29 protein-coding genes and 1 pseudogene are annotated in these 26,176 nt (G+C 67.4%); 10 read left to right on the top strand and 20 right to left on the bottom strand.

The features are described 5' to 3' along the window. Positions 1–33: 33 nt before the first annotated feature. From AC1DTF_RS26380 to AC1DTF_RS26365, 4 genes are read right to left on the bottom strand one after another with little or no spacing between them, the layout of a single operon-like run. On the bottom strand, positions 34–783 hold the full coding sequence (locus AC1DTF_RS26380; protein ID WP_200962274.1) for a phosphoglyceromutase: 750 nt from the start codon (positions 781–783) through the stop codon (positions 34–36). A 14-nt stretch (positions 784–797) separates the two neighbouring features. Beyond that, the gene (locus AC1DTF_RS26375) at positions 798–1,310 is read right to left on the bottom strand and encodes a type III secretion system chaperone family protein (RefSeq protein ID WP_477476214.1); all 513 of its coding nucleotides are present in this window, start codon (positions 1,308–1,310) and stop codon (positions 798–800) included. After that, positions 1,307–2,665, bottom strand: a complete 1,359-nt coding sequence (mshA, locus tag AC1DTF_RS26370) for a D-inositol-3-phosphate glycosyltransferase (RefSeq protein ID WP_477476213.1) — start codon at positions 2,663–2,665, stop codon at positions 1,307–1,309. The genes AC1DTF_RS26375 and mshA overlap by 4 nt, the downstream gene beginning before the upstream one ends. Positions 2,666–2,689: 24 nt before the next feature. Beyond that, a complete protein-coding gene (locus AC1DTF_RS26365; RefSeq protein ID WP_477476215.1) occupies positions 2,690–3,913 on the bottom strand; it encodes an ROK family protein in 1,224 nt (407 codons plus the stop codon). Positions 3,914–4,203: 290 nt separating this feature from the next. Here AC1DTF_RS26365 and AC1DTF_RS26360 point away from each other — a divergent pair, with 290 nt between their 5' ends. Continuing rightward, positions 4,204–4,962 (top strand): SDR family oxidoreductase, encoded by a 759-nt coding sequence (locus AC1DTF_RS26360; protein WP_057170134.1) that lies wholly within the window; start codon positions 4,204–4,206, stop codon positions 4,960–4,962. On the opposite strand, the gene AC1DTF_RS26355 is transcribed toward AC1DTF_RS26360, so the two are convergent. Then, positions 4,946–6,265, bottom strand: coding sequence for a L,D-transpeptidase (locus AC1DTF_RS26355; RefSeq protein ID WP_477476212.1), 1,320 nt, complete (start codon positions 6,263–6,265; stop codon positions 4,946–4,948). The genes AC1DTF_RS26360 and AC1DTF_RS26355 overlap by 17 nt on opposite strands. 15 nt (positions 6,266–6,280) lie before the next feature. Continuing rightward, positions 6,281–7,363, bottom strand: coding sequence for a UDP-N-acetylmuramate dehydrogenase (locus AC1DTF_RS26350; protein ID WP_477476211.1), 1,083 nt, complete (start codon positions 7,361–7,363; stop codon positions 6,281–6,283). On the opposite strand from AC1DTF_RS26350, the gene AC1DTF_RS26345 reads away from it, so the two are divergent. The 4 genes from AC1DTF_RS26345 to AC1DTF_RS26330 are packed head-to-tail and all read left to right on the top strand — an operon-like array spanning position 7,362 to position 10,320. After that, a complete protein-coding gene (locus AC1DTF_RS26345; RefSeq protein WP_477476210.1) occupies positions 7,362–7,868 on the top strand; it encodes a DUF2505 domain-containing protein in 507 nt (168 codons plus the stop codon). The two genes, AC1DTF_RS26350 and AC1DTF_RS26345, sit on opposite strands and share 2 nt — an antisense overlap. Further along, complete coding sequence (locus AC1DTF_RS26340) at positions 7,847–8,650, top strand: class I SAM-dependent methyltransferase (RefSeq protein ID WP_477476209.1); 804 nt, start codon at positions 7,847–7,849, stop codon at positions 8,648–8,650. The genes AC1DTF_RS26345 and AC1DTF_RS26340 overlap by 22 nt, the downstream gene beginning before the upstream one ends. Positions 8,651–8,659: 9 nt before the next feature. Further along, positions 8,660–9,466 (top strand): carbon-nitrogen hydrolase family protein, encoded by an 807-nt coding sequence (locus AC1DTF_RS26335; RefSeq protein ID WP_477476208.1) that lies wholly within the window; start codon positions 8,660–8,662, stop codon positions 9,464–9,466. Further along, positions 9,463–10,320: an LmeA family phospholipid-binding protein gene (locus tag AC1DTF_RS26330; RefSeq protein WP_057170139.1), complete on the top strand. Its 858-nt coding sequence runs from the start codon at positions 9,463–9,465 to the stop codon at positions 10,318–10,320. Before AC1DTF_RS26335 ends, AC1DTF_RS26330 begins: the two co-directional genes overlap by 4 nt. Here the strand turns inward: AC1DTF_RS26330 and AC1DTF_RS26325 are convergent. The 5 genes from AC1DTF_RS26325 to AC1DTF_RS26305 form a co-directional block, all read right to left on the bottom strand. Continuing rightward, on the bottom strand, positions 10,317–10,715 hold the full coding sequence (locus AC1DTF_RS26325) for a DUF2599 domain-containing protein (protein WP_057170140.1): 399 nt from the start codon (positions 10,713–10,715) through the stop codon (positions 10,317–10,319). The genes AC1DTF_RS26330 and AC1DTF_RS26325 overlap by 4 nt on opposite strands. Positions 10,716–10,719: 4 nt before the next feature. Next, positions 10,720–11,001 carry a DUF2516 family protein gene (locus tag AC1DTF_RS26320; protein ID WP_200962290.1) on the bottom strand — a complete coding sequence of 94 codons (282 nt, stop codon included), beginning with the start codon at positions 10,999–11,001 and terminating at the stop codon, positions 10,720–10,722. A 40-nt stretch (positions 11,002–11,041) separates the two neighbouring features. Next, positions 11,042–11,662: a hypothetical protein gene (locus AC1DTF_RS26315; protein WP_057170142.1), complete on the bottom strand. Its 621-nt coding sequence runs from the start codon at positions 11,660–11,662 to the stop codon at positions 11,042–11,044. Positions 11,663–11,673: 11 nt separating this feature from the next. After that, the gene (locus AC1DTF_RS26310; RefSeq protein WP_057170143.1) at positions 11,674–12,123 is read right to left on the bottom strand and encodes a helix-turn-helix domain-containing protein; all 450 of its coding nucleotides are present in this window, start codon (positions 12,121–12,123) and stop codon (positions 11,674–11,676) included. Positions 12,124–12,208: 85 nt separating this feature from the next. Next, positions 12,209–13,498, bottom strand: coding sequence for a DUF445 domain-containing protein (locus tag AC1DTF_RS26305; protein WP_057170144.1), 1,290 nt, complete (start codon positions 13,496–13,498; stop codon positions 12,209–12,211). A gap of 78 nt (positions 13,499–13,576) precedes the next feature. Between AC1DTF_RS26305 and AC1DTF_RS26300 the strand changes: the two genes are divergently transcribed. Together AC1DTF_RS26300 and AC1DTF_RS26295 are read left to right on the top strand one after the other, a co-directional pair. Continuing rightward, entirely contained in the window at positions 13,577–14,278 is a 702-nt protein-coding gene (locus AC1DTF_RS26300; RefSeq protein WP_057170145.1) for a TetR/AcrR family transcriptional regulator, read from the top strand. Positions 14,279–14,284: 6 nt separating this feature from the next. Continuing rightward, on the top strand, positions 14,285–15,157 hold the full coding sequence (locus AC1DTF_RS26295; protein WP_057170146.1) for a polyphosphate kinase 2 family protein: 873 nt from the start codon (positions 14,285–14,287) through the stop codon (positions 15,155–15,157). Between the two features lie 17 nt (positions 15,158–15,174). Here the strand turns inward: AC1DTF_RS26295 and AC1DTF_RS26290 are convergent, their stop codons facing one another. From AC1DTF_RS26290 to AC1DTF_RS26275, 4 genes are all read right to left on the bottom strand, one after another. Next, the gene (locus tag AC1DTF_RS26290; RefSeq protein WP_057170147.1) at positions 15,175–16,050 is read right to left on the bottom strand and encodes a cyclopropane mycolic acid synthase family methyltransferase; all 876 of its coding nucleotides are present in this window, start codon (positions 16,048–16,050) and stop codon (positions 15,175–15,177) included. A 96-nt stretch (positions 16,051–16,146) separates the two neighbouring features. Beyond that, the gene (locus AC1DTF_RS26285; RefSeq protein WP_082614441.1) at positions 16,147–17,007 is read right to left on the bottom strand and encodes a 3-hydroxybutyryl-CoA dehydrogenase; all 861 of its coding nucleotides are present in this window, start codon (positions 17,005–17,007) and stop codon (positions 16,147–16,149) included. A 74-nt stretch (positions 17,008–17,081) separates the two neighbouring features. After that, on the bottom strand, positions 17,082–18,368 hold the full coding sequence (gene aceA, locus AC1DTF_RS26280; protein ID WP_057170148.1) for an isocitrate lyase: 1,287 nt from the start codon (positions 18,366–18,368) through the stop codon (positions 17,082–17,084). Positions 18,369–18,601: 233 nt separating this feature from the next. Further along, the gene (locus tag AC1DTF_RS26275) at positions 18,602–19,396 is read right to left on the bottom strand and encodes an acyl-ACP thioesterase domain-containing protein (protein WP_477476207.1); all 795 of its coding nucleotides are present in this window, start codon (positions 19,394–19,396) and stop codon (positions 18,602–18,604) included. Between the two features lie 65 nt (positions 19,397–19,461). Here AC1DTF_RS26275 and ramB point away from each other — a divergent pair, with 65 nt between their 5' ends. Together ramB and AC1DTF_RS26265 are read left to right on the top strand one after the other, a co-directional pair. Continuing rightward, positions 19,462–20,898, top strand: a complete 1,437-nt coding sequence (gene ramB / locus AC1DTF_RS26270) for an acetate metabolism transcriptional regulator RamB (protein ID WP_057170150.1) — start codon at positions 19,462–19,464, stop codon at positions 20,896–20,898. After that, complete coding sequence (locus AC1DTF_RS26265; RefSeq protein WP_057170151.1) at positions 20,895–21,446, top strand: carboxymuconolactone decarboxylase family protein; 552 nt, start codon at positions 20,895–20,897, stop codon at positions 21,444–21,446. Before ramB ends, AC1DTF_RS26265 begins: the two co-directional genes overlap by 4 nt. On the opposite strand, the gene AC1DTF_RS26260 is transcribed toward AC1DTF_RS26265, so the two are convergent. From AC1DTF_RS26260 to lpdA, 3 genes are read right to left on the bottom strand one after another with little or no spacing between them, the layout of a single operon-like run. Further along, positions 21,417–22,520 (bottom strand): GGDEF domain-containing protein, encoded by a 1,104-nt coding sequence (locus AC1DTF_RS26260; protein WP_057170152.1) that lies wholly within the window; start codon positions 22,518–22,520, stop codon positions 21,417–21,419. The genes AC1DTF_RS26265 and AC1DTF_RS26260 overlap by 30 nt on opposite strands. A gap of 51 nt (positions 22,521–22,571) precedes the next feature. Beyond that, the gene (locus AC1DTF_RS26255) at positions 22,572–22,847 is read right to left on the bottom strand and encodes a hypothetical protein (protein WP_057170153.1); all 276 of its coding nucleotides are present in this window, start codon (positions 22,845–22,847) and stop codon (positions 22,572–22,574) included. Positions 22,848–22,857: 10 nt separating this feature from the next. Then, a complete protein-coding gene (lpdA, locus tag AC1DTF_RS26250; RefSeq protein ID WP_477476206.1) occupies positions 22,858–24,252 on the bottom strand; it encodes a dihydrolipoyl dehydrogenase in 1,395 nt (464 codons plus the stop codon). Between the two features lie 161 nt (positions 24,253–24,413). On the opposite strand from lpdA, the gene AC1DTF_RS26245 reads away from it, so the two are divergent. After that, positions 24,414–25,280 (top strand): cyclopropane mycolic acid synthase family methyltransferase, encoded by an 867-nt coding sequence (locus tag AC1DTF_RS26245; RefSeq protein WP_057170155.1) that lies wholly within the window; start codon positions 24,414–24,416, stop codon positions 25,278–25,280. Here the strand turns inward: AC1DTF_RS26245 and AC1DTF_RS26240 are convergent. Both AC1DTF_RS26240 and AC1DTF_RS26235 read right to left on the bottom strand, forming a co-directional pair. After that, positions 25,261–25,869 (bottom strand): ABC transporter ATP-binding protein, encoded by a 609-nt coding sequence (locus AC1DTF_RS26240; RefSeq protein ID WP_477476205.1) that lies wholly within the window; start codon positions 25,867–25,869, stop codon positions 25,261–25,263. The genes AC1DTF_RS26245 and AC1DTF_RS26240 overlap by 20 nt on opposite strands. After that, positions 25,866–26,176: pseudogene (locus AC1DTF_RS26235) on the bottom strand (ABC transporter ATP-binding protein); the annotation flags it as partial. The gene AC1DTF_RS26240 and the pseudogene AC1DTF_RS26235, both read right to left, overlap by 4 nt.

Raw genomic sequence — 26,176 nt, 5'->3', positions numbered from 1 at the left:
GTCACCGTTTACTCGCGTTCACCCGCCGTTTGTTTACTTGGCGCCCTGCGCAGCGACCGCCGCGGCTCCGGCGGCGGCGGCCTCCGGGTCCAGGTAGCGGCCACCGGGCACCACCGGCTTGAGGTTGTCGTCCAGCTCGTAGAGCAGCGGGATGCCGGTCGGGATGTTGAGGCTGACGATGTCGTCGTCGGACATGCCGTCCAGATACTTGACCAGGGCACGCAGCGAGTTGCCGTGCGCGGCGATGAGCACCGTCTTGCCGGCCTTGAGGTCGGGAACGATGGTCTGCTCGAAGTACGGCACGAAGCGGGCCACCACATCGGCGAGGCATTCGGTCAGCGGTCCGCCGTCGATATCGGCGTAGCGCGGGTCGGCGTCCTGGCTGAACTCGCTGCCCTTCTCGATGGGCGGCGGCGGGGTGTCATAGCTGCGGCGCCAGGCCATGAACTGCTCGTCACCGTATTTCTCCTTGGTGGCGGCCTTGTCCAGACCCTGCAGCGCGCCGTAGTGACGCTCGTTGAGGCGCCAGTCCCGGTGCACCGGAATCCACAGCCGGTCGGCGGCCTCCAGCGCCAGGTTGGCGGTGACGATCGCCCGGCGCAGCAGCGAGGTGTACAGCACGTCGGGCAGCACGCCCTGATCGGCGAGCAGTTCGCCGCCGCGTATCGCCTGGGCCCGACCCTTCTCGGTGAGGTCGACGTCGACCCAACCGGTGAACAGGTTCTTCTCGTTCCACGTGCTCTCGCCGTGACGCAGCAGGATCAGATTCGCCATGGCTGGCATTCTGTCACGACAGCTCAGTCTTCGATGAGATGCTCGAACGCCGCCAGGTTCTTCAGCGACTCACCGCGGGCCACCCGCCACTCCCACTCCTTCTGGATGGACGTGCGAAAACCCAACTCCAGCAACGTGTTGAAGTCGGAGTCGACGGCTTCGAGCACCTGGCCGAGTATCCGGTCGATCTCGTCGGCGTCGACCGAACCGTTGGCCATCCAGCCGACCAGGTAGATGTCGCCGAGATTGTCCAGCGTGTAGGCCACCCCGTAGAGCCTGCGGTTGCGCTTGAGCAGGAACTTGTAGACGGCTTCGAAGTTCTCGTCGGGGCGGCGGCAGACGAAGGCCTCCACGCGCACCGAGTGCTCGCCGATACTCAGGATGGTGTTGGTCTTGAGCCTGCGCTCGCCCGGCAGTGCCACCACGATTCCGGGCAGCCMGCCGTGGGCGCCCTTGTGGTGCTCGTATTCGAGTTCGTTGGCCTGCAGCGTCTTCTCGATGACCGCTTGCACGCCGCTCAATCCGTTCGTGGTCATGCCCGCACCCCCCTGCGCAGCGCGAATCGCCGGCCGTTGCGGCGCCCGGTGGGTTCACGGCGGGGATGCCGGGCCCGGTAATCGGTGATGGCGTGGGTGTAGCTGTCCAGCAGCGCATCCACGGTGTGCGCCCAGGAAAACGTGGCGGCGTGGGCCACCGCGGCGGCGCTCATCGTCTCCGGGCCGCGCTCCAAGAGCGCGCCGATCGCCTGCGACCAGTCCCCCGCGTCGTGTCCGTCGACCAGGGTGCCGCTGACCCCGTCGCGCACCGCGACCGGCAGGCCGCCGACCGCCGCGGCCACCACGGGGGTGCCGCAGGCCTGCGCCTCGACGGCGACCAGGCCGAAGGATTCCGAATAGCTGGGCACGGCGACGATATCGGCGGCGCGGTAGACGTTCACCAGTTCTTCGCGGGACTGCGGAGGCAGGAAGCTCACGCGCGAGGTGATACCCAGTTCCTCGGCCAGCCGAACCAGGGAGTCCGGCGCGGCCAGTCCGCTGCCCGAGGGCCCACCGGCGATGACCACCCTCACCGGTGCTGATTCCCCGGTCGCTGCGCTCCTGCCCGCCGTGGGGAGCTCGGCCACCGCCCGCAGCAGCACATCGGGGGCCTTCAACGGCTGGATACGGCCGATGAAGGCCACCACCTTCTCGCGCGGGTCCAGGCCCAGGGCCGCCCGCGCGTCGCGCTTGGAGCCCGGAGTGAAGACCTCCAGGTCCACCCCCGGATGCACCACGTCGATACTGCCCCGGTCCGCATGGTGCAGCGAAACAAGTTGCTGCGCTTCGATTTCAGTGTTCACGATCAGCCGGTCGGCCTCATCGACCACCTGCTGTTCGCCGACCGAGCGCAAGGCGGGCTCCGGGGCGTCCCCTTCGGCGAGCGCGGCGTTCTTCACCGCGGCGAGCGTGTGCGCGGTGTGCACCAGCGGCACCGCCCACCGGTCGGCGGCCAGCCAGCCGACCTGCCCGGACAACCAGTAGTGCGAATGCACGATGTCGTAGTAGCCGGGCTCGTGGGTGGCCTCGGCGCGCAGCACGCCCGCGGTGAAAGCGCACAGCTGAGTGGGCAGATCGTGCTTGTCGAGACCCTCGAAGGGCCCGGCCACCACATTGCGCACCAGCACCCCGGGCGCCACCTGGACCAGCGGGGCGTCCGCCGAGGAGGTGGCCCGGGTGAAGATCTCCACCTCGACACCGCGGCGGGCCAGTTCCAGCGCGGTCTGCAGCACGTAGACGTTCATGCCACCGGCATCACCGGTTCCGGGCTGGGCCAGTGGCGAGGTGTGCACCGAGAGCACCGCAACGCGACGGGCAGTGTCCTTCAGTCCGGGCGTTTCTGGGACGGCGCGCACATGCTCATGTCTACACCTGCCCGGTCAGGATGCGCCGAGCACACCCGCTTCGCCGCGGCGCAGCTGCGAGCGACGCATGGCGGCGATCGGGTCGGCGTAGAGCCCGCCGAGCGACACCACGCCCGCGCCGGCTTCCTGCACGCGGTTTCCGAAGGCGGTCACCCGGATATCGCGGGATCCCAGCACGGTCCGTGCCGCGAACGCGCGCTCGACGAGCTCCATACCCTCGGGGTATTCGGTGAAGGCCTGACCGCCGACCACCAGGTCGTCGGGATTGAGCATGTCGCGCAGCAGTGCCACGGCCTCGCCGAGCACCCTGGCCCGCTCGGCCAGCAGCGCGCGGGCGCCCTCGTGGCCGCCACGGGCGGCGCGCAGCACCGCGGGCAGCGTCGACGCGGGGCCCTCGGACGGCACGATGCGCTGGGCGCGGGCCGCGTTCAGCACCGCTTCGTCACTGACGGTCGACTCCAGTTTCCCTGTGCCGCCCAGCAATTCGGAGCTCACCGGGAGTGCGGCGATGGTGCCCGGGCCGCTGGACGGTGAGTGCACCCGGCCACCGATGGACAGCGCGTAGCCGACGGTCTCACGGGCGTAGACATAGAGGCTGGTGCCAACCTGCGCACTGGGACGACGCACCCCGAGCAGCAGTTCGGCGCCGGCCATGGCGTCGACGTGCGAGGCGACCGACACGGGCAGTCCCAGCGTCTCGGCCAGCACCGGGCCGACCGGCGCTTCCGTCCAGCCCAGCCGGGCGTGGTCCAGGTATCCGGAGGTGCTGTCCACGACGCCACCGGCGGCAACGCCCACCCACAGCGGGCGGCGGCGGTGCCAGCGGCTCAGGTAGCGACGGGCGCTGCCGGCCAGCGAGGCCAGCGCGGCGTTCTGCGCACCGCGCGGCGTCGGGGTCTCGACGACGTCGAGGGTGCGACCGAACAGATCGGTGGCCACGATGCTGGTGGTCTTGGCACCGATGTGCAGGCCCAGGGTCAGGAACGGCTCATGGTTGACCTCGACCGGGACGCGGGGGCGGCCGATCGCGCCGGACACCGCGAGGTCTGCGCGCTCGCGCAGCACCCCGGCGTCGAGCAGGGCGGTGACCTGGCGGTTCACCGTGGCGATGCTCAGTCCGGTGACACGGGCGATGGCGTCGCGGGCGATCGGACCGCGCTGGCGGGCAGCCCCGAACACCGATGCGGCGGCCGCATCGGCCACCTTCAGCGACGGCGCGACGATGTGGTGACGGGCCATAAGAGCACGTTTGGCGTGCGCGGCGGGCGTCTGGCGAACGGTGGTGGCGGTGGCGGTGCTCACGATGGGGTCCTCTGGTCTGAGTCGGGGGTGGGGTGGGCTTCTGCCACACCGGCGACTCAGCGGGACGAAATGGTCCTCGGGGTCAGCAGGGCGCGGCGGGTGCGCAACAACAACACGCACACCGCGCGGCGAGAACACTCGCCTGACTGATCAAGAACACGTCGTCAACTTAGCACGACTATCAGCACTCGCGCGAAGGACAGATGCGCAGGCTTAGGGTTGTCACCATGACGACCTCAACAGATCAGCGCCGCGTCGCGGTAGTCACCGGAGCCAGTGCTGGAATCGGTGAAGCAACCGCGAAAACTCTTGCCGCACAGGGATTTCACGTGATCTGTGTGGCACGCCGACCCGGCCCCATCGAGGCGCTGGCCGCCGAGATCGACGGCACCGCGATTGTGGCGGACGTCACTGACCCGGATGCCGTGGCGGCGCTGGCGCAGCGCCTGGACCGGGTGGATGTGCTCGTCAACAACGCCGGCGGCGCCCGCGGGCTGGAGTCGGTGGCCGACGCCGACATCGAGAACTGGCGCTGGATGTGGGAGTCCAACGTGCTGGGCACCCTGCACGTGACGAAAGCGCTGCTGCCCAAGCTGATCGACTCCGGCGACGGGCTCATCGTCACCGTCACCTCGATCGCCGCCCTGGAGACCTACGACAACGGTTCGGGCTACACCACCGCCAAGCATGCCCAGGGCGTCCTGCACCGCACGCTGCGCAGCGAGCTGTTCGGAAAGCCGGTGCGGCTCACCGAGGTCGCCCCGGGAATGGTGAAGACCGAGTTCTCACTGAACCGGTTCGACGGTGACGCCGAGCGCGCCGAGAAGGTGTACGCCGGGGTGGATCCGCTGGTGGCCGAGGACATCGCCGAGGTCATCGGTTTCGTCGCGAGCCGCCCGGCGCACGTCGACCTGGACCTCATCGTGGTTCGGCCGCGCGATCAGGTCACCGGCGCGACCGGCTCCCGCGTCAACCGCCGGGCGTAGCGCTCGGCGTCGTGGTGGGCGTTCCCGACAGCGTCGGCGCATCGCTGGGGGTGACCGGCGCGGTGTCGGGGATTCCCGTCGGCGGTGCGTCGCTGCTGAGCGCCGACATGGACTTCCACTCGCTCCACGGCACGGCCCAGTCCCAGATGTCGCCGTCGGCGTAGGACAGCTGGATCCGGGTGCCGGTGACCTCCACGGGGTCGCCGTACATCGCGGTGTTGAAGTACTGCTCGGCGTCCTCGGTCGACAGGTTGATGCAGCCGTTGGTCACATTGCTGTTGCCCTGGGCGCCGGCACTGTTCGGGTTGGCGTGGATGAACTCGCCGTTGTTGGAGATCCGCACCGCGAACCGCTCCCGGACGTTGGCGTAGCCGGCGGCGGGATTGGTCATGTAGAAGTCCTCGTACTTCTCGGTGACCACGTGCACGCCGCTGCGGGTGACATTGCGGTCCAGATCGCCCTCGCCGTAGCTGCAGGGCAGCGTCATGATGACGCCGGCATCGGTGATCACCTCGATCTGGTGTGACGAGGCCTCGGCCTTGACCACCTGGCGCCGGCCGATGGTGAAGTCCAGGGTGGAATCGGCGGCGCCGTAGGCGTCCTCGCCGAAAGACACCCCGTAGAGATTCGCGTCGACGTGCACGGTGGTGCCGGTCGGGTAATAGTCCTTGGTGCGCCAGTGCACGCGGGAGCCACCGACCTCGTCGGGCAGCCAGGCCCAGCTGCCCTCGACCTCCGGGGTGGTGGTCACCTTCAGCGCCTTTTCCACCTCTGCGCGGTCACTGTCGGCGATCGAGGCGTCGAACTGCAGGATGATCGGCGCGGCCACCCCGACGGTCTGATGGTCGGCGAGCTGAAACACGCCGCTGACGGTGGTCTGCGGGTTGACGGTACTGAACCCGCCCGTGACGGGGATGGCCTTGCCGTCGCGGCCCACCACCGACCCGGCCCAGGTGTAGTCGCCGCCGTAACCGAGCGGCTCGGTGACGGTGAACTCGGTGCGGTCGCGATTGAGCTTCCCGTCGACCGGCTGCCCTGCGGCGTTGGTCAGCGAGATGCGCTGGAACCAGCCGTCGCTGACCTTGACGCCGGCCACGGCCGTCGGCACCACATCGGTGGACGCATCTTCCGGGTTCAGGGTGATGGTCGGCGCCGAGGCTTCCTCGGTCGGCTCCGGCTCGCTGATGCCCGATCCCGAGGTGCTCGAGCAGGCAGCCAGGAAGCCCGCGCCGCCGAGGCCCAGGATGGTGAGCGCACGACGCCGACTCAGCTGGGCGTCTTCACTTCCACCGGTAGGTCTCACGTGGACCCAGCGTACCTAGAGTGCGCACCCGATCAGTACCGGCTCGGGTGTGAGTTCGATCCCGAAACGGCTGAATACGCCGTCGCGCACCGTCCTGGCCAGGGCGATCAGGTCCGCAGTGGAGGCGGTGCCGCGATTGGTCAGCGCCAGCGCATGTTTGGTGGACAACCGGGCGGATGCGTCGGGCCCGGGATACCCCTTGCCGAAACCGGACCGCTCGACCAGCCATCCGGCGGCCAGTTTCACCCCGTCGGGCGCGGGATAGTGCGGGACCGCGGCGCCGACGTCGTCGCGCAGTCGCTCGAAGACCTCGGCGGTCACCACCGGGTTGGTGAAGAAGGAGCCGACGCTCCAGGTGTCGTGATCGACGGCGTCGAGCACCATCCCCTTGGCGCCGCGCAGCGCCAGCACGGCGTCGCGTACCCGCATCGGGTCGGCCGTCTCCCCCGGCCGCGCGCCCAGCGTGGTGGCGAGTTCGCCGTAGCGCAGCGGTGCGCTCCGGCCCGTGGGGTCCAGGCTGAACTCGACCTCCAGCACGATGATCTCGGACTGATACTTGAGCACGCTGTGCCGGTAACCGAATCCCAGCCGGTCCGGCCCGACCCATTCGTCGGTGCCGGTGCTGCGGTCCAGCAGCCTGACCCGGGAGATGGTGTCGGCGACCTCGGCCCCGTAGGCGCCGACGTTCTGGATCGGGGTGGCACCGGCCGAGCCCGGGATCCCGGACAGGCATTCCAGCCCGCCGAGACCGTGGGCCAGCGCGGCCACCACGACGTCATCCCAGGAGGCTCCCGCCTCGGCACGCAGGACGGCGCCGTCGACGGTGATCGCGGTGTTGGCGACCGCGACGACGGTCAATCCCGTCAGATCGTCGGCCAGCACCACATTGGAGCCGCCGGCCAGCACCAGCACGTCATCGGCCACCGGCAGCGCCGACAGCACTGCGATGAGTCGGTCGGTGGTGTCGCAGGTGATCAGCCGCTGCGCTACCGGGCCGATACGCAAAGTCGTCCGCTGAACGAGCGGTACGTTCGCGGCGACCGCCGCGCCCGCGAAATTCGTTCCGGCCACGGGCGCTAACGGTAGCGTGACCGGCATGCCGCGTTCCTATGACATGGCGGCCGAGTACGGGTGCGGCGTGGCGCAGGTGCACGGGGCGTTCGCCGACGAGGCGTACTGGCTCGAGCGGCTGGCGAAGTCCGGCTGCGATGTCGCCACCCTGGACGCGCTGACCATCGGCGACGACGGCGGCCTCAGCATCGCCACCACCCAGACGGTCGGTTTCCACCGGCTGCCCGGGTTCGTGACGCAGTTACACTCCGGTGACCTCACCCTGGTGCGCACCGAAACGTGGACCCCGGTCCGCGACGGCCGGGCCACCGGCACCATCAACGGTGTGGTGCCCGGCGCTCCGGTCAGCGTCACCGGCACCGCGGAGATGAGCAGCATCGAGACCGGCGCCCGGGTGGACGTGCACGCCACCGTGCAGGTGCGGATCCCGCTGCTGGGCGGCAAGGTCGAAGGCTTCATCGGCGGCCAACTTGCGGAGATGGTCCGGCTGGAAGAACAGTTCACCTCGCAATGGATCACCGAGCACGTCTGAAGAAACCGCTGGGCCACGCGACGCGCGGCACCACCGGCTACAACCGGTTGCGCCGCAGCGACCGCTGGCTGGTGCATTCCCCGCAGGTACGCGCGGCGCTGCTGACGGCCGCCGATCCACTGGTCGTCGATCTGGGTTACGGCGCGCTGCCCGTCACGACCCTGGAACTGGCGTCGCGGTTGCAGACGGTGCGCCCGGACGTGCGGGTGGTCGGACTGGAGATCCACCCGGAACGGGTCCGCACCGCGCAACAGGCCGCCACCGACGGGGTTGAGTTCGCCCTCGGCGGTTTCGAACTGGCCGGGCTGTCTCCGGTGCTGGTGCGGGCGTTCAACGTGCTGCGCCAGTACCCGGTCACCGATGTGGACGCCGCGTGGGCGCAGCTGTGCGCGCGGCTGGCCCCGGGCGGGCTGTTGGTCGACGGGACCTGTGACGAGCTGGGCCGGCTGTGCTGCTGGGTGTTGTTGGACGCCGACGGCCCGGTCAGCCTGACGCTGGCCTGCGATCCGTTCGCCATCGAACAGCCCTCGGAACTGGCCGAGCGGCTGCCGAAGGTGCTGATCCACCACAACGTCGAGGGCCAGCCGATCCACGCCCTGCTGCTGGCCGCGGACCGGGCCTGGGCGGCCGCGGCCGGGCACGGGGTGTTCGGGCCGCGGGTGCGCTGGCGGGCGATGCTGGAGCAGCTGCGCGCCGACGGCTTCCCGGTCGCCCCGCCGCGCCGGCGGCTGCGTGACGGGGTGCTGACCGTGCCCTGGGCGGCGGTGTCACCGTCGACCTAGGCTGGCCGCATGCGGATTGCCCTGGCTCAGATCCGGTCCGGCACCGACCCTGCGGCGAACCTGGACCTCGTCGACCGATACAGCCGTGAGGCCGCCGACGCCGGCGCCTCGCTGGTGCTGTTCCCCGAGGCGACCATGTGCCGGTTCGGGGTGCCGCTGGCCCCGGTCGCCGAACCCCGCGACGGCCGCTGGGCCGACGGGGTCCGCGCCGTCGCGCAGCGCACCGGCATCACCGTCGTGGCGGGCATGTTCTGCCCGTCGGGCGACGGCCGGGTGACCAACACGCTGATCGCGTCCGGACCCACCGCCGACGCGCACTACGACAAGATCCACCTCTACGACGCGTACGGGTTCTCCGAGTCCAAGACCGTCGCGCCCGGACACCAGCCGACCGTGATCGATGTCGGTGGCGTGCAGGTGGGGCTGACGCTCTGCTACGACGTCCGCTTCCCCGAGCTGTATGCCGAACTGGCCGATCGCGGTGCCCAGCTGATCACGGTGCACGCCTCGTGGGGCACCGGCCCCGGCAAGCTCGACCAGTGGACGTTGCTGGCCCGGGCCCGAGCGATCGACACCACCGGCGTCGTGGCCGCCGTCGATCAGGCCTACCCCGGTGACGAGGTCGCCGCGATCGGCCCGACGGGCGTCGGGGGCAGTCTCGTCGCCTCGGCAACCGGCCAGGTCATCGCCGCCGCGGACGCCGACGAACAGCTTCTGGTGACCGATATCGACCTGGATGCCGCGGCGAAGGCCCGCGAGACGATCGCGGTGCTGCGTAACCGCGCTCATTTCGCTAGGGCACAATCGACGGCGTGACCGATCCCTGGGCCCGCCCTGCCGATGAGGTGCCGCCGCCCCCACCCGTGCCGCAGCCACCGCCGCTGCACGACCAGGAGGCAACGCCGGAAGCGCAGCCGAAGAGCCGGCTTCAGCGGCTGTTCCGCGATCCGCTGTCGATCGTGCTGGTGGTGGTCATCGTGCTGGCGCTGGCCGTGGCCGGCATCGTCGGCACCGAACTGGTGGCCCGGCGGATCGCCGACTCGACGGTGACCCGGGTGACCTCCTGCGTGGTGCAGGACACCGTCGACGTGTCCTTCGGCCCCCGCCCGATCGTGCTGCAGTATCTGAGCGACAACTACAACAACATCACCGTGACCACCGGCGGCGAACGCATCCGTGAGGCCGAGGGGATGAAGGCCGAGATCGTCATCAACGACGTCCAGGTCACCAACAACCCGGCCGCACCCGGCACCGTCGGCGCGCTGGACGCCAAGATCACCTGGTCGGCCGACGGCATCAAGCGGACCATCCAGAACGCCATCCCGCTGATCGGCAGCTTCGTCAACGGTGTGACGACCAATCCCAGCGACGGCACCATCGAACTGCAGGGCATGCTCGGCAGCATCGTCGCCAAGCCGGAAGTGCGGAACAACGAGCTGACGCTGACGGTGGAGGCCCTGACGGGCCTGGGCTTCGTGCTGCCACGCGAATCCGTGCAGCCTGCGCTGGACGCGTTCCTGAAGCAGATGACGGAGAACTACCCGCTGGGCATCAAGGCCGACAGCGTGGAGGTCACCGATTCCGGGGTGGTCGCCAAGTTCTTCACCCGCAACGCGACGATGCCGGCCAGCACCGGGCAGAACTCGGATCCCTGCTTCGCAGGGCTCTAGAAGGGTTCTTCRGTGCCGCCGGGGTTGCAGCCGGCGGCCACCAGTTCGGCGTCGGTGACCTCGGGCCGCCACGGCTCCAGATTCCAGCTGGTCTTACCGGGTTCGATGAACTCGGCGAACTGCCAGTGGCAGTTGAATTGTGCTTGCATTCCCGGGATATCGGCTTCCGGGGAGATGGCCAGCACCTCGGCCCAGGCCTGATTCTGCTGGGGCTGGGTGCCCGGAGTGGCGGCCTGGGCGCGGCCGGCCGGCGTCGGATAGACCCGCAGGCTCTTCAGGTCGCCCCACTGCACCCATGAGGTGTGGTCGATATAGGCGCCGGCGGGCTCGGCATGAGCCACCGGTGTACTCAGCAGCAGACCTGCCGCGCACAGCGCGGCACCGATGACGCGCATCGGGTCAGCGCGACTTTCCCTGGATCTCCAGGATCTTGGGCCGCACATCGACCAGGTAGACACCCGTCGCGCAGGCACAGATCGCGGCGCCGAACGCGTCGCGCAGCAGCAGCGCCAGCAGCACGCCGCCGCCCAGGATCAGCAACCAGACCGGCTTGGTGAGCTTTCCGGCGGCGGTGTACGCGTCGGGCCGTTGCATCGCGGCGTGCACGAACGAGTACACGCCGACCAGGACGACGATCCCGACCAGCACAAGCAGAATGGCACCCGCCAGGTTTGCAAGCATCACGCCTGCAGCCTATGCGGGTGCCATCCGGTTCGCGAACCTACTTCTGGGTGACCTTCTTGGCCGGAGCCGCCTTCTTGGCCGGGGCGGCCTTCTTGGCGGCGGGGGTGGCGGCGGCCTTCTTGGCCGGAGCCTTCTTGGCCGGGGTTGCCGGAGTGGCCTTCTCGACCTTCTTCGGCAGTTCCACGCCGACCAGCTTGGCGGCGCGCTCGCCGACCGCGCGGGTCTGGCTGGCGACGGTGCCCAGCGCATCCTGGGTCAGCTCGACGGCCTGATCGGTGACCTCTTCGACGCGCGAGGCGGCCTCTTCGAGGGCCGGCTGGTTGCGCAGGCGCTCCAGGGCGGCCTCGCCGCGCTCGACGAGCTTGTTGTACTGGCTGGTCGCCTCGTCGGCGTACTTCTCGGCAACCTTGCGCAGCTCTTCGGGGGTCAGCTTGTCGCGCAGCTCGTCGAACTGGGTGGGCAGATCCTCCTGCAGCTTGGTCAGGCGGGCGCGGCCCTCTTCGACGCGGGTCTTGCTGTCGGTGCGGGCTTCGTCGGCGCGGTCACGCAGGGTCTCGACGATCTCGTTGACCTTGGCCAGGGCCAGATCGGCAGCGCCGACAGCCGCCAGCAACGGAGCCTTGAGGTCTTCGACGCTTGCCTGGGTCTTCTCGCTCATGGTTCTTCCTCTCAGATGGTGGTCGGTTGTGCAGCGGGTTGTTCGGGTTCGGAATCTGTATCGGATTCGACTGCTGCAGCATCGATTTCGGCCTCAGCCTCGTTCTGCTGACAGAACGAGGTGTAGATGTCGAGCAGCACCTGCTTCTGCCGCTCGGTGATCGCGGTGTCGGTGACGATCGCGTCACGCACCTTGCTGCCCTCACTGGGTTCGAGCATCCCGGCTTGGACGTAGAGCACCTCGGCGGAGACACGCAATGCCTTGGCGATCTGGCTGAGCACATCAGCCGACGGTTTACGGAGCCCACGCTCGATCTGGCTGAGGTAGGGATTGCTGACCCCGGCCTTCTCGGCGAGTTGGCGCACTGACACCTGCGCAGCCTCGCGTTGAGCCCGGATGTAGCCGCCGATGTCGTGCGCGGCGTTGCTCACCACAACGGCAAGATTTTCGTCCTGCGTCATGATGAACCCCCGATCCGTCGGTTATTGGCTGACGGAGTCCACGGTAGGCACGAGTGCTAACTATTGCAAGCACTCTGCTAGCACTTCAGAAAAGTAGCTGCGCCACCGTGTAGATCACCAGACCGGCCAGGGACCCGACCACTGTGCCGTTGATCCGGATGAACTGCAGGTCACGACCCACATGGAGCTCGATCCGGCGGCTCGCCTCATCGGCATCCCAGCGCTCGATGGTCTCGGTGATGATCGCTGTGATCTCCGTCCCATACTGCTCGACGAGGTGCTGTGCGGCCCGCACGATCCAGTTGTCGACCTTGTCGCGCATCTCCTGGTCGTTGCACAGCGACTCACCGATCCGCACCACGGTGTCGGCCACCCGGGTGCGCAAGGTCGAGGACGGATCGTCGACGGATTCGAGCACGATCCGCTTGGCCGCGGCCCACGCCGTCTCGGCCGCCCGCGCCACCTCGTCACGCGCCATGATCTGTTCCTTGACGTTCTCGGCGCGCTGGATCGTGGCACCGTCGTTCTGCAGATCGTCGGCGAACTCGAACAGGAACTTGGTGGCAGAGCGGCGCAGTTCGTGGTTCGGGTCGCGGCGCACCTTGTCGGTGAAGTCCATCAACTCCCGGTGGATCCGGTCGCCGACCAGGTGATCCACCCAGCGTGGTGACCAGGTCGGGGAGTCGCGCTCGATCACCCGCTCGATCACCTCGCCGGAATTCAGTGACCACTGGAAGGCGCGGTCCGCCAGCAGCTGGAGCAGCGCCTCCTGCCGGTTCTCCTCGAGCAGGCTGGAGAGCACCCGTCCGATCGGCGGCCCCCACTGCGGTTCGGCGATGCGCTTGACGATCATCCGGTCCAGCACCTGCTGCACGTCTTCGTCGCGCAGCATCTCGATGAGCACGCGCAGCACGGTGGACACCTCGGCGGCCACCCGCTCGGCGTTGCGCCGATCGGCCAGCCATTTGCCCGTCCGGCCGGCCACCTCGGCATCGCGCAGCTTGGTCGCGACCACCTCGGGTGACATGAAGTTCTCCCGCACGAAGGCGCCCAGACCTTCGCCCAGCTGATCCTTCTTGCGTTTGATGATCGCGGTGTGCGGAATCGGGATACCGAGTGGATGCTTGAACAGCGCGGTCACGGCGAACCAGTCGGCCAGCGCACCGATCATGCCCGCCTCGGCGGCGGCCCGCACATAACCCACCCATGGTGCGGCGCCCCGGGATTGGAGCCAGGTGCAGACCAGAAAGATCACCGTCGCACCGAGCAGGAAGCTCAGCGCGACGACCTTCATCCGCCGTAACCCGCGCAGCCGTTCCCGGTCTGCCTCCGAGTCGGCACCGGCCAGCGACTCCGCGAAACTCGTGTGTACCACTCCCCCATCATCCGCTACCGCGCGAGCGGCTCGTCCACCGTAGTATCGAGGCGACCTAGTGAATGGAATCTCACGACTGTGGCACAGCAGAGCGCGGCGGCGGTGAAGACCGACGGCCGTAAACGACGCTGGCACCAGCACAAAGTCGAACGACGYAACGAGCTGGTGGACGGCACGCTGGAGGCTATCCGGCAACGCGGCGCAAACGTCAGCATGGACGAGATCGCCGCCGAGATCGGCGTGTCCAAGACGGTGCTCTACCGCTACTTCGTGGACAAGAACGATCTGACCACGGCCGTGATGATGCGGTTCGCCCAGGTCACGCTGATTCCCAACATGGCCGCGGCACTGTCCTCGAACCTCGACGGATACACCCTGGTGCGCGAAGTCATCCGGGTCTATGTGGACACGGTTGCCTCCGAGCCCGAGCCATACCGCTTCGTCATGTCCAACAGCTCGTCGAGCCGCACCAAGGCCATCAACGACTCCGAGCAGATCATCGCCCGCATGCTCGCGGTCATGCTGCGCCGGCGCATGCAAGCGGAGAAGATGGACACCTCCGGAGTCGAGCCGTGGGCGTTCATGATCGTCGGCGGCGTGCAGTTGGCCACCCACTCCTGGATGTCCAATCCGCGGATGTCCACCGATGACCTCATCGACTATCTGACGATGCTGTCGTGGAGCTCGCTGTGCGGCATCGTCGAGGTCGGCGGATCGCTGGAGAAGTTCAACTCACAGGATCATCCATCCCCCGATCTGCCCAGACACCTGCTTGACTAACGAGTTGTGAGCGCAGACAACACCTCGGAACTGTCGAAGCTGTGGAGCCACGAGCCCCACACCCATCTGCGGTTCAAGCCCGGCGCCCTGGTGTCCGAGATCGACGCCGACGCCACCCCCGGATTCACCGGCTCCAAATCGGACGCGCCGGCGCTGCACGCCGAGCGCACCGAACGCTTCGCCGGTCTGCAGGAGATGCTCTACGCCAACAGCCGCAGCGGCGACCACCGTTCGGTGTTGCTCGTCTTGCAGGGCATGGACACCGCGGGCAAGGGCGGTATCGTCAAACATGTTGTCGGAGCGAGCAATCCGCAGGGCATCCAGTACCACAGCTTCGGCAAGCCCACCCCCGAGGAGCTGTCGCACCACTACCTGTGGCGCATCAACAAGGCGCTGCCCGCCGCCGGGCACATCGGCGTGTTCGACCGCTCGCACTACGAGGACGTGCTGATCGTGCGCGTGCACAATCTGGTGCCGCCGGACGTCTGGGGCCCGCGCTACGACGAGATCAACGCCTTCGAGCAGGAACTGGTCGACGCCGGGACCACCATCGTCAAGGTCGCGATGTTCGTCTCACTGGACGAGCAGAAGAAGCGCCTCGCGGCGCGCCTGGACCGTCCCGACAAGTACTGGAAGTACAACCCGGCCGATATCGACGAACGGCTGAAATGGCCGCTCTACCAGGAGGCCTATCAGGCCATGCTGGACAAGACCTCCACCGACTACGCCCCGTGGCACATCGTGCCCTGCAACCGTAAGTGGTACAGCCGGCTTGCGGTGCTGGAGCTGATGATCGAGGCCCTGAAGAGCCTCGACCTGCAGTGGCCCCCAGCCGATTTCGACGTCGAGGCGGAGAAGAAGCGGCTCAAGAAGGCCTAGCAGCGCCGCCCGGCCGACTAGGGCTTGACCAGCGTGAACTGTCCGATGTTGGTGATGCCGCGGCGGAAGAAGTCGGCGCAACCGGTCAGGTACTTCATGTACCGGTCGTACACTTCCTGCCCCTGCATGGCGATGGCCTCGTCCTTGGCGGCTTCGAGGTTCGCCGCCCACATGTCCAGCGTGCGCGCGTAGTGCGGCTGCAGCAGGTGGATGCGCTGCAGGTCGAACCCGGTGTCGGTGGCCAGCTTCTGGATGTCCTCGACGGCGGGCAGCTGTCCGCCGGGGAAGATCTCCTTGCCGATGAACCGCATGAATTTGAGGTCGCTGAGCGTGACCTTGATGCCGTTCGTGCGGAAGAACTCCTGGGTGTGCGCCAGGATCGTGTGCAACAGCATGGTGCCGCCCTCGGGCAGGATGCTGTAGGCCCGCTCGAAGAACACCGGGTAGCGCTCGGCCTTGAAGGCCTCGAAGGCGCCGATCGACACGATGCGGTCGACGGGCTCGTCGAACTCTTCCCAGCCCTGCAGCCGGATCTCGATGGACCGTTTCGTGTCGAGCTTCGCCAGCCGCGCGCGGGCCCATTCGGACTGGGCCTTGCTCAGCGTGATGCCGATGACGTTCACATCGAACTTCTCGACGGCCCGCTCCAGCGCGCCACCCCAACCGCAGCCGATGTCGAGCAGCGTCATTCCCGGCTCGAGACCCAGCTTGCCGAGTGCCAGATCGAACTTCGCGTTCTGGGACTCCTCGAGGTTCATGTCCTCGCGCTCGTAGTACCCGCACGTGTAGCCCATGGTGGGTCCGAGGAACAGGGCGAAGAAGTCGTTGGAGATGTCGTAGATCGACTGCGACTCTTCGTAGTACGGTTCCAGCTCGGACTCAACTTTTGACATTCGGAAACAACCCTCTGTGATCGTCTTGAATAACTGCGGACGAGTACCCAGATTCGGGTGCCCCCACACCGCATCGCCCGACTCTACCCGTCAGGCTCAGTACGAGTAGAAGCCCTGACCCGATTTCTTACCGAGTTGCCCCGCTTCGACCATGCGCAGCAGCAGCGGCGGCGGGCCGTACAGCGGCTCCTTGAACTCCTCGTACATCTTGTCGGCGATCAGCTTGAGCGTGTCGAGCCCGACCAGATCCGACAACCGCAGCGGCCCCATCGGATGGGACAGTCCGCCCACCACGGCCTTGTCCACGTCCTCCACGGTGGCGAAGCCGGCCTCGACCATCCGGACCGCCGAGAGCAGGTAGGGCACCAGCAGCGCGTTGACGACAAAGCCGGACCGGTCCGAGCAGCGCACCACCTGCTTGCCCAGCGCGTTGGCCGCAAAATCCTCGGTGCGCGCGAGCGCCCCCTCCGCGGTGACCAGGGTGGAGATGAGCTCCACCAGCGGCAGCACCGGAACCGGGTTGAAGAAATGCAGCCCGAGCACCCGCTCCGGGCGCTGGGTGGCCGCCGCGATCCGCATGATCGGGATGCTCGACGTGTTCGACGCCAGCACGGCGTCCGGGTCCTCGATGACACGGTCGAGTTCGGCGAAGACCTTCGCCTTGACGGTGTCGTCCTCCACGATCGCCTCGATGGTGAGCTGACGGTCGGCCATGTCGGTGAGGCTGGTGGTGAATGTCAGCCGGGCCAGCGCCGCGTCCCGGTCGGCCTCGCTGAGCTTGCCCTTGGCCGCCGCGCGATCCAGGGACGCGGTGATGCGCTTGCTGCCCGCCGTGATCAGGTCGTCGGTCGGTTCGAACACCAGGACCTGCGCCCCGGCCTTCGCGCACACCTCGGCGATGCCGCCGCCCATCTGTCCGGCGCCGATGACGCCGACTCGTTCGATACTCACTGCCACTCCCTTGGACTCCGGACAGCCGTCAGGCCCCGCCCGTATGCACGGACGAGGCCTGACGCTATCAACTCTGGTTGTTAGTGGAACTGACCCTCTTCGGTCGAACCCGCGAGTGCGGTGGTCGAGCTGGTCGGATCCACGGTGGTGGCGATCCGGTCGAAGTAGCCGGCGCCGACCTCGCGCTGGTGCTTGGTGGCGGTGTAACCGCGCTCCTCGGCGGCGAACTCGCGCTCCTGCAGCTCGACGTAGGCGCTCATCTGGTTGCGGGCGTAGCCGTGGGCCAGATCGAACATCGAGTAGTTCAGGGCGTGGAAGCCGGCCAGCGTGATGAACTGGAACTTGAAGCCCATGGCGCCCAGCTCGTTCTGGAACTTGGCGATGGTCGAGTCGTCCAGGTGCTGCTTCCAGTTGAACGACGGGCTGCAGTTGTAGGCCAGCATCTGGTCGGGGAAGTCCGCCTTGACGGCCTCGGCGAACTTCTTGGCCAGCTCCAGGTCCGGGGTGCCGGTCTCCATCCAGATCAGATCCGAGTACGGCGCATAGGCCTTGGCGCGGGCGATGCAGGGCTCCACACCGTTCTTGACGTGGTAGAAGCCTTCCTTGGTCCGGTCGCCGGTGATGAACGGCTGATCGCGCTCGTCGACGTCGGAGGTGATCAGGGTGGCGGCTTCGGCGTCGGTGCGTGCGATGACCAGGGTCGGCACATCGGCGACATCGGCGGCCAGACGGGCCGAGGTCAGGGTGCGGATGTGCTGCTGGGTCGGGATCAGCACCTTGCCACCGAGGTGGCCGCACTTCTTCTCCGAGGCCAGCTGGTCCTCCCAGTGCGAACCGGCGACACCGGCGGCGATCATGGCCTTCTGCAGCTCGTAGACGTTGAGCGCGCCGCCGAAACCGGCCTCACCGTCGGCGACGATCGGGGCCAGCCAGTTCTCCACCGAGGTGTCACCCTCGACCTTGGCTATCTGGTCGGCGCGCAGCAGCGCGTTGTTGATGCGGCGGATGACCTGCGGCACCGAGTTGGCCGGGTACAGGCTCTGGTCGGGGTAGGTGTGGCCGGAGAGGTTGGCGTCACCGGCGACCTGCCAACCGGACAGGTAGATGGCCTTCAGACCCGCGCGCACCTGCTGCACGGCCTGGTTGCCGGTCAGCGCGCCCAGCGAGTTGACGTAGTCCATGGTGTGCAGCTGATCCCACAGCACCTCGGCACCGCGGCGGGCCAGCGTGCTCTCCTCGACGACGTGCCCCTGCAGGGCGACGACGTCTTCGGCGGAGTAGGTGCGCTCGATGCCCTTCCAGCGGGGGTTGGTGTTCCAGTCGTGCTGGATCTGTTCCGGGCTCTTCGGCGTGCCAACGGTGGACATGGGCGCTCCTATCAGTATTTGTTAACGCTGCAGTGACTTCGCTGCGTTGCTATACCGAGGATGCCMTACCGCATTACCGCAGGTCCACCCGTTTCAGTTGCCAATTTTGTCCAACTGCCGCGGGGATGTTGCGAAGGTTGTTAATGCAGTGCCTTGCTTTACCGGTTCAGAAGCTACCGGCCGGTAAGTGGTTTCTGCTGGTCAGTACGCCCGTACTGTTAAAACTCGCCGGGTCACAGCGGGAACAGGGATGCGACCGCTTTGGTCTCGTCACCGACGGCATATGTGAGCGTTGTAACAGTGCGATCTTGAAGCTCCGGGCCGAACTTGTCGGTCGAGCCGGCCGGATACACGTGCGAGACGATCTCCAGGTCGTCGCCGAGCGCGACCGCGGAGTCGTGTTCGATGGTCACCCGCAGCGGTGCCTGCAGCAGTTCGGGCGCCTCGTGCAGGTACTCCTCGATCACGCTCCAGTAGACCGAGTTGTTCATGTGGTCGAACAGGTCGATATCGCTGACCCGGACCGGATACCTGCGCACTGCCGCCGCGGTCTCGCGGGGCCCGGCCTTGAGATAGGACTTCCAGCGCAACCGGTCCACATCCGTGGTGCGCCGCAGCCCGGCCAGGAAGTCGTCGGAGATCCGCGACGGGGCCTGCGTCTCCTGGCTGAAGTTGATCCAGAACGCCTCGGACTCCATGAGGCCGGCCCGCCGACCTTCTATGCGTACCCGCATCTCGCACCACCGGTTCGACGTCCCCGAGCACCAGCGGCGCAGCCGTAGGGTGTCCTTGAACTCGATCGGTTCGATCAGGTCGATCATGGTGCGCCGCACGATCCACGCCGGATGTGTTTCCTCGTAGCCCATTTCGCGCAGCTGATCCGACCCGATGTCCTGGATGTGCCGGGTGGCGGCGTCGAACTTCAACCGGCCTTCGCGATTGATATCGGCGACCCGCAACGGCCACTGCACATCGAACACGTCGGGGTGCGGGTCCGGGACAGGCATCAGGGTCTTCGCCAAGCTCATGGACTCCAATATGGTCTGCGAAGAATGCAAAGCCAACCTTTGCAGCCTTGACTAGGCTGTTTGGGGTGTCCAAGACCTACGTCGGATCGCGGGTGCGCCAGCTCCGCCGGGAGCGCGGTTTCAGTCAGGCCGCGCTGGCTCAGATGCTGGACATCTCTCCGAGCTACCTCAACCAGATCGAACACGATGTCCGCCCGCTGACCGTCGCCGTGCTGCTGCGCATCACCGAGGTCTTCGGCGTGGACGCCACCTTCTTCGCCTCCCAGGACGACACCCGGCTGGTGGCCGAGCTGCGCGAGGTGACCCTGGACCGCGACCTCGACATCGCCGTCGACCCGGCCGAGCTCGCCGATATCGTCAGCACCCACCCGGCCTTCGCCCGGGCGATGGTCAGCCTGCACCAGCGCTACCGGCTGACCAGCACCCAGCTGGCCGCCGTCTCCGAGGGCCGGTTCACCTCCGGGTCCGGCGCGGGTTCGGGCACCATCACCATGCCGCACGAAGAGGTGCGCGACTACTTCTACCAGCGGCAGAACTACCTGCACGAGCTCGACACCGCCGCCGAGGACCTCACCATCCGGATGCGGATGCACCGCGCCGAACTGACCCGCGAACTGTCCGACCGGCTGACCCGGGTGCACGGGGTGCGCATCGTGCGCCGCACCGACCTCGGCGATCCGGTGCTGCACCGCTTCGACCCCGCGACCCGCACGCTGGAGATCGGCGGGCACCTGGCCAGCGGTCAGTACGTCTTCAAGCTGGCCGCCGAACTGGGCTACCTGGAATTCGGCGACCTGATCGACAAACTGGTCGACGAGGGCAAGTTCACCAGCGACGAGTCGCGCACCCTGGCCCGGCTGGGACTGGCCAACTACGTCGCCGCGGCCACCGTGCTGCCCTACCGGCAGTTCCATGATGTGGCCGAGAACTTCCGCTATGACGTCGAACGGCTGTCGGCGTTCTACGCGGTGTCCTACGAGACCATCGCGCACCGGCTGTCCACCCTGCAGCGCCCGTCCATGCGCGGGGTGCCGCTGTCCTTCGTTCGGGTCGACCGCGCCGGGAACATGTCCAAACGCCAGTCCGCCACCGGTTTTCACTTCTCGTCCTCCGGGGGCACCTGCCCGCTGTGGAACGTCTACGAGACATTCGCCAACCCCGGCAAAATCCTGGTGCAGATCGCCCAGATGCCCGACGGCCGCGATTACATGTGGGTGGCGCGCACCGTCGAGCGCCGCGCGTCGCGCTATGGTCAGCCGGGTAAGACGTTCGCGATCGGCCTGGGCTGTGAACTCCGACATGCGCACCGGCTGGTCTACTCGGAAGGGCTGGATCTGTCCGGTGGCCCAAACGCTACGACCGCGACACCGATCGGTGCCGGCTGCCGGGTGTGCGAACGCGACAACTGCCCGCAGCGCGCGTTCCCGGCCCTGGGCAAGGCCCTCGACCTCGACGAACACCGCAGCACGGTGTCCCCATATCTGGTGAAGCAGACAACATGACCGAATCCGATGTCACCCCCAGGATCCCGCCCGGCGGGTTCCGCGAACTCGGCCCGCTCAACTGGGCCATCGCCAAGGCCGGCGCGCGCCGGATCCGGGCCCCGAAGTTCCACCTGATGAACATCCTGGGTCAGCACCGGCTCATGTTCCTGGCCTGGCTGCCGCTCTCCGGGTACCTGCTCTACGCGGGCAAGCTGGACCGCAAGGACGCCGAACTGGTGATCCTGCGGGTCGGGCATCTGCGCAACAGCGAATACGAACTGCAGCAGCACCGCAGGCTGGCCCGCAGCCGCGGGCTGAACGCGGACCTGCAGGCCGCCATTTTCGAGGGCCCCGACGCGCCGGGACTGGCGCCGCATCAGCGGGTCCTCATCACCGCGACCGACGAGTTCGTCATCACCCGGTCCATGTCGGCCGAGACCTGGACCGCCCTGTCCAAGCTCTACAACCGCGCGCAGATCATTGAATTCTGCACGCTCGCAGGACAATACGACGCTCTCGCGGCGACCATGGCGACGTTACGCATCCCGCTGGACTTCCCGGACTGACGCTCCGGCCACAACGACGCGGTCGCCGCCGTGAGCCTTGGCCTCATACATGGCCCGGTCCGCGGCCGAGATCACGCCGTCGAGTGCCGTGTCGGGCCGGTCCGAGCTCGCCACCCCGATGCTCACGGTGACCGCAGGTTCGGCGTGCGCCGAGACCGCCGCCCGCACCCGCTCGGCGACGACCTCCGCCTGCCGCACCGGAATCCGGTCCACCACCAGGAATTCCTCACCGCCCCAGCGCACCACCACCGCATCGGGACCCACGCTGTCGCGGATGCGGCGCGCGGTGCGGATCAGCACCTCATCACCCGCCGCGTGCCCGAGGTTGTCGTTGACCCATTTGAAGTCGTCCACATCGATGAGCAGGGCGCACACATCTGAGCGTCGCACGGCACGTTCGTTGAGCCGCTGCACCGCCACCGCGAGCCCCCGGCGGTTGGTCAGCTCGGTCAGCGGATCGGCCAGCGACTGGATCGAACTACCCTGCAACAGCCAGAACCCGAACTGCAGCGCGGGCAGGATGCACACCGTGACCGCGAGCGCGATGACCGCCCGCGATATCGCGACCTGCGGTCCATATCCGGGGGTGCTCAGCACCATCCACACCGCGATACCGGTGACCGACGCGGTGCACCAGAGGATGTGCGCGAGGTGCAGCTTCGGCCCATGGAAGAACACCACATAGCCGCCGGCACACAACAGGATCGGGATGCCCGACATGGCCAGGTTGGCGTCGCCGAACAGCAGCGTCGACAGCGTCATCAGGATGTCGACGCAGACCACCAGCACCGCCGAGGAGCGTGCACTCGGCCACGGCAGCAACCAGCGCGCGGACCAGGCCAGCGAACCGACGGACACCACCGCCCAGCCGATCCGGATCAGCGGGGTGTCATTGACCGGCGGCGCGACCGCATGCAGTGCGCTGAGCAGACCCATGACGGCGCCGAGACCACCGATCAGCCCGCGCAGGATCGGCAGCAGGCCGCGGCTGCGCAGGAAATCTATCCGCCACTGGTAGTCGTCGCTCTGACGCCACCATTGGACCAGCAAATCACCGCGTCCCCCGTCGCCCACCAGGCCATTCTGACCCAATTCGCTACGCAGCGTCGCGAAAGTGCGCGAGTCCTACAAGTAGGTGACGCCCAGCACGATGAGGGTCAGCAACATCGGGGCGACCGGCACCGACCACAGGAACGCCGTCCACACCTGATCTTTGCGCTGATACGCACGCCAGCCGAGCCAGGCGACGGCTGCCGACAGCACGGTGATCACCGCCGAGGTGACGAGCACCCAGAAGCTCACCTCGCTGGTGTTGATCGCCAGTGTGATGGCCAGCAACCACAGCATGTGCCCGATCACCAGGCCACCGATGGCGGCGACGATCACCGCCCGGGTCGGCATCAAACCCCCGTCAGAAGTTGATCATGTGGCCGGCCAGGCCATGGATGGCTTCCTGCAGCGCCTCGGACAGGGTCGGGTGGGTATGCACGTTGCGGGTCAGCTCGTTGACGGTCAGATCCCACTTCTGGGCCAGCGTCAGTTCGGGCAGCAGCTCGGAGACGTCGGGCCCGATGAGGTGCCCGCCCAGCAGTTCGCCGTACTTGGTGTCGGCGATCAGCTTCACGAAGCCGACCGGGTCGGCCAGCCCGTGCGCCTTGCCGTTGGCCGTGAACGGGAACTTCGCGACCTTGATGTCGTAACCCTCGTCTTTGGCCTGCTCCTCGGTGAGGCCGAAGCTGGCGACCTGCGGCTGGCAGAAGGTGGCGCGCGGCATCATCCGGTAGTCGCCCAGGGTCAGCGTCTCGGCCCCGGCGATCGTCTCGGCGGCCACCACGCCCTGCGCCTCGGCCACGTGGGCGAGCTGCAACTTGCTGGTCACATCGCCGATGGCGTAGATGTGCGGCACATTGGTCCGCATGTGGTCATCGATGTCGATGGCCTTGCGCTCGGTGAGCGCCACCCCGGTGTTCTCCAGCCCGAAGCCTTCGATGTTGGGCGCAAATCCGATGGCCTGCATCACCTTGTCGGCTTTGAGCTCCTCGGACTTGCCGTCCTTGGACACCGTCACGGTGACCGTGRACCCGTCATCCTCGATGGTCTCGACCTTGGTGCCGGTGAGGATCTTCACGCCCAGCTTCTTGTACTGCTTTTCGATCTCCTTGGAGACCTCGGCGTCCTCGTTGGGCAGTGCGCGCGGCAGGAACTCGACGATGGTGACGTCCACGCCGTAGTTCTTCAGCACGTAGGCGAACTCCATGCCGATGGCTCCGGCGCCGGCGATGATGATCGAGCCGGGCAGATCGCGCGACATGATCTGCTTCTCGTAGGTGACCACGTTCTCCGACAGTGACGTGCCGGGCACCAGACGGGTGGACGACCCGGTCGCGATGATCGCGTTGTCGAAGGTGACCGACTCGGTGCCGCCCTCGTTGAGGTCGACCTCGATGGTGTTGGCGTCGGTGAACTTGCCGTAGCCGTGAATCTCGGTGATCTTGTTCTTCTTCATCAGGAAGTGCACGCCGGCGACGCGGCCGTCGGCCACCTTGCGGCTGCGGTCGAAGGCGGCACCGAAATCGAAGGTGGCCTCCCCGCTGATGCCGAAGGTCTTGGCTTCCTTGTGGAAGATGTGAGCGAGTTCGGCGTTACGCAGCAGCGCCTTGGAGGGGATGCAGCCCACGTTCAGGCAGACGCCGCCCCAGTACTTGGGTTCGACGATCGCGGTGTTCAGGCCGAGTTGGGCAGCGCGAATGGCCGCCACATATCCGCCGGGGCCAGCTCCGAGTACGACGACGTCATAGTGGGTCACGGCTACCACCTTATCGGTGCTCGACGTGGCCCCGTTTGGTGCCCGAGTTTCATAATCGGCCGATCTGGGTAAGGCTAAGCGGGCATTCGGACCAATCCGGACGTTCCGTGGTTTCGAATGCCTAAGGATGTGTCGCGATGCGACCAAGAGGGGGGACCGCCATGCCGAACAAATTGACGCCGCACTTCGAGGACGTCCAGGCCCACTACGACCTGTCTGACGAGTTCTTCCAGCTGTTCCTGGATCCGACGCAGACCTACAGTTGCGCGTACTTCGAGCGTGACGACATGACGCTGGAAGAGGCTCAGCTGGCCAAGATCGACCTGGCGCTGGGCAAGTTGGGACTGCAACCCGGCATGACGCTGCTCGACATCGGCTGCGGCTGGGGGGCCACCATGCGCCGCGCGGTGGAGAAGTACGACGTCAACGTCATCGGCCTGACATTGTCGAAGAACCAGGCCGCCCACGTGCAGCGCAGCTTCGACGAGATGGACAGCTCCCGGGACCGTCGGGTGGTGCTGCAGGGCTGGGAGCAGTTCAGCGAACCGGTCGACCGGATCGTCTCCATCGGGGCATTCGAGCATTTCGGTTTCGACCGTTACCCGGACTTCTTCAAGATGGCCCATGACGCGCTGCCCGACGACGGCGTGATGCTGCTGCACACCATCTGTGCGTTCAACCCGGTGCACGCCAAGGAGCACGGCATCCCGGTCACTTTCGAGCTGGCCCGCTTCGTCAAATTCATCATCACCGAGATCTTCCCCGGCGGCCGCCTGCCGTCGGTCGAGATGGTCAAGGAGAAGGCCGCGGAGGGCAATTTCACCCTGACCCGCGAGCAGTCCCTGCAGCCGCACTACGCCAAGACCCTCGACATCTGGGCTGCGGCGCTCGAGCAGCACAAGGACGAGGCCATCGCCATCCAGTCCGAAGAGGTCTACGAGCGCTACATGAAGTACCTCACCGGCTGCGCGCAGACCTTCCGTCTCCGCCAGACCGACGTCGTGCAGTTCACCCTCGCGAAAGGCTGAGCTGCCGGTCGGCGAGCGCCGCGATCAGTTCGGGGTCGTGGCTGACCACGAGCACCACGGCGACGCCGGACGCGATCTCGCGCAGTAACCTCAGCACCGACGCCGAGGCGATCGGGTCCAGCATCGCGGTCGGTTCATCGCAGAGCACCGTGCTCGCGGACTGCCCGAGCACCCGGGCCAGGCACGCCCGCTGCAACTGCCCGTCGCTGACCTGCCCGGGATAGCGTTGCAGCAGAGACGGATCCAGGCCGACCCGCTCGGCGAGGACCTCGGTGGTGTCCGGTTCACCGCGGATCGCGGCAGGTTCGGCGATGATCCGGCGCAGTGTCCAGCGCGGGTTGCAGACCAGCCGGGGATGCTGGGCCAGCAGTGCGATCGACCCTGCCGGCGCGAGGGGCGATCCCCCGTGACGAACCGTCCCACGGTCCGGAACCTGCAGACCGGCCAGCACCCGCAGCAGCGTGGTCTTGCCGCTGCCCGATGCCCCGGTGACCCCGGTGATCGTCCCCGCGGGCGCGTCCAGGTCGACGCCATCCAGCACGGTCACGCCCCCGAACGACACCGTCACTCCCGCCGCCTGCACGCTCATGCCGGCACCGCCCGCAGCAGCGCCCGCGTGTAGGGATCACCGCTGGCCAGCGCTTCTTCCAGCGGAAACTGTTGCTGCACAACACCCTTAGCCATCACAGCGACATCAGGGCGGACGGCGGCGCGCAGCAGGGACGGCATGTCATGGGTGATGACCAGGACGCCGGCGCCCTCGGCGGCTGCTTGCCCGAGCAGTCGCCAGATGACCGCCGCGTTGTCCGGGTCCAGCGCCGAGGTGGGTTCGTCGGCCAGCAGGAGGCCCGGGCGCCCCGCGACAGCGGCCGCGATGGCGGCACGCTGGGCCATGC

Source organism: Mycobacterium sp. P4_H6, from assembly GCF_056400845.1.
This window is presented reverse-complemented; position numbering and strand designations above follow the sequence as displayed.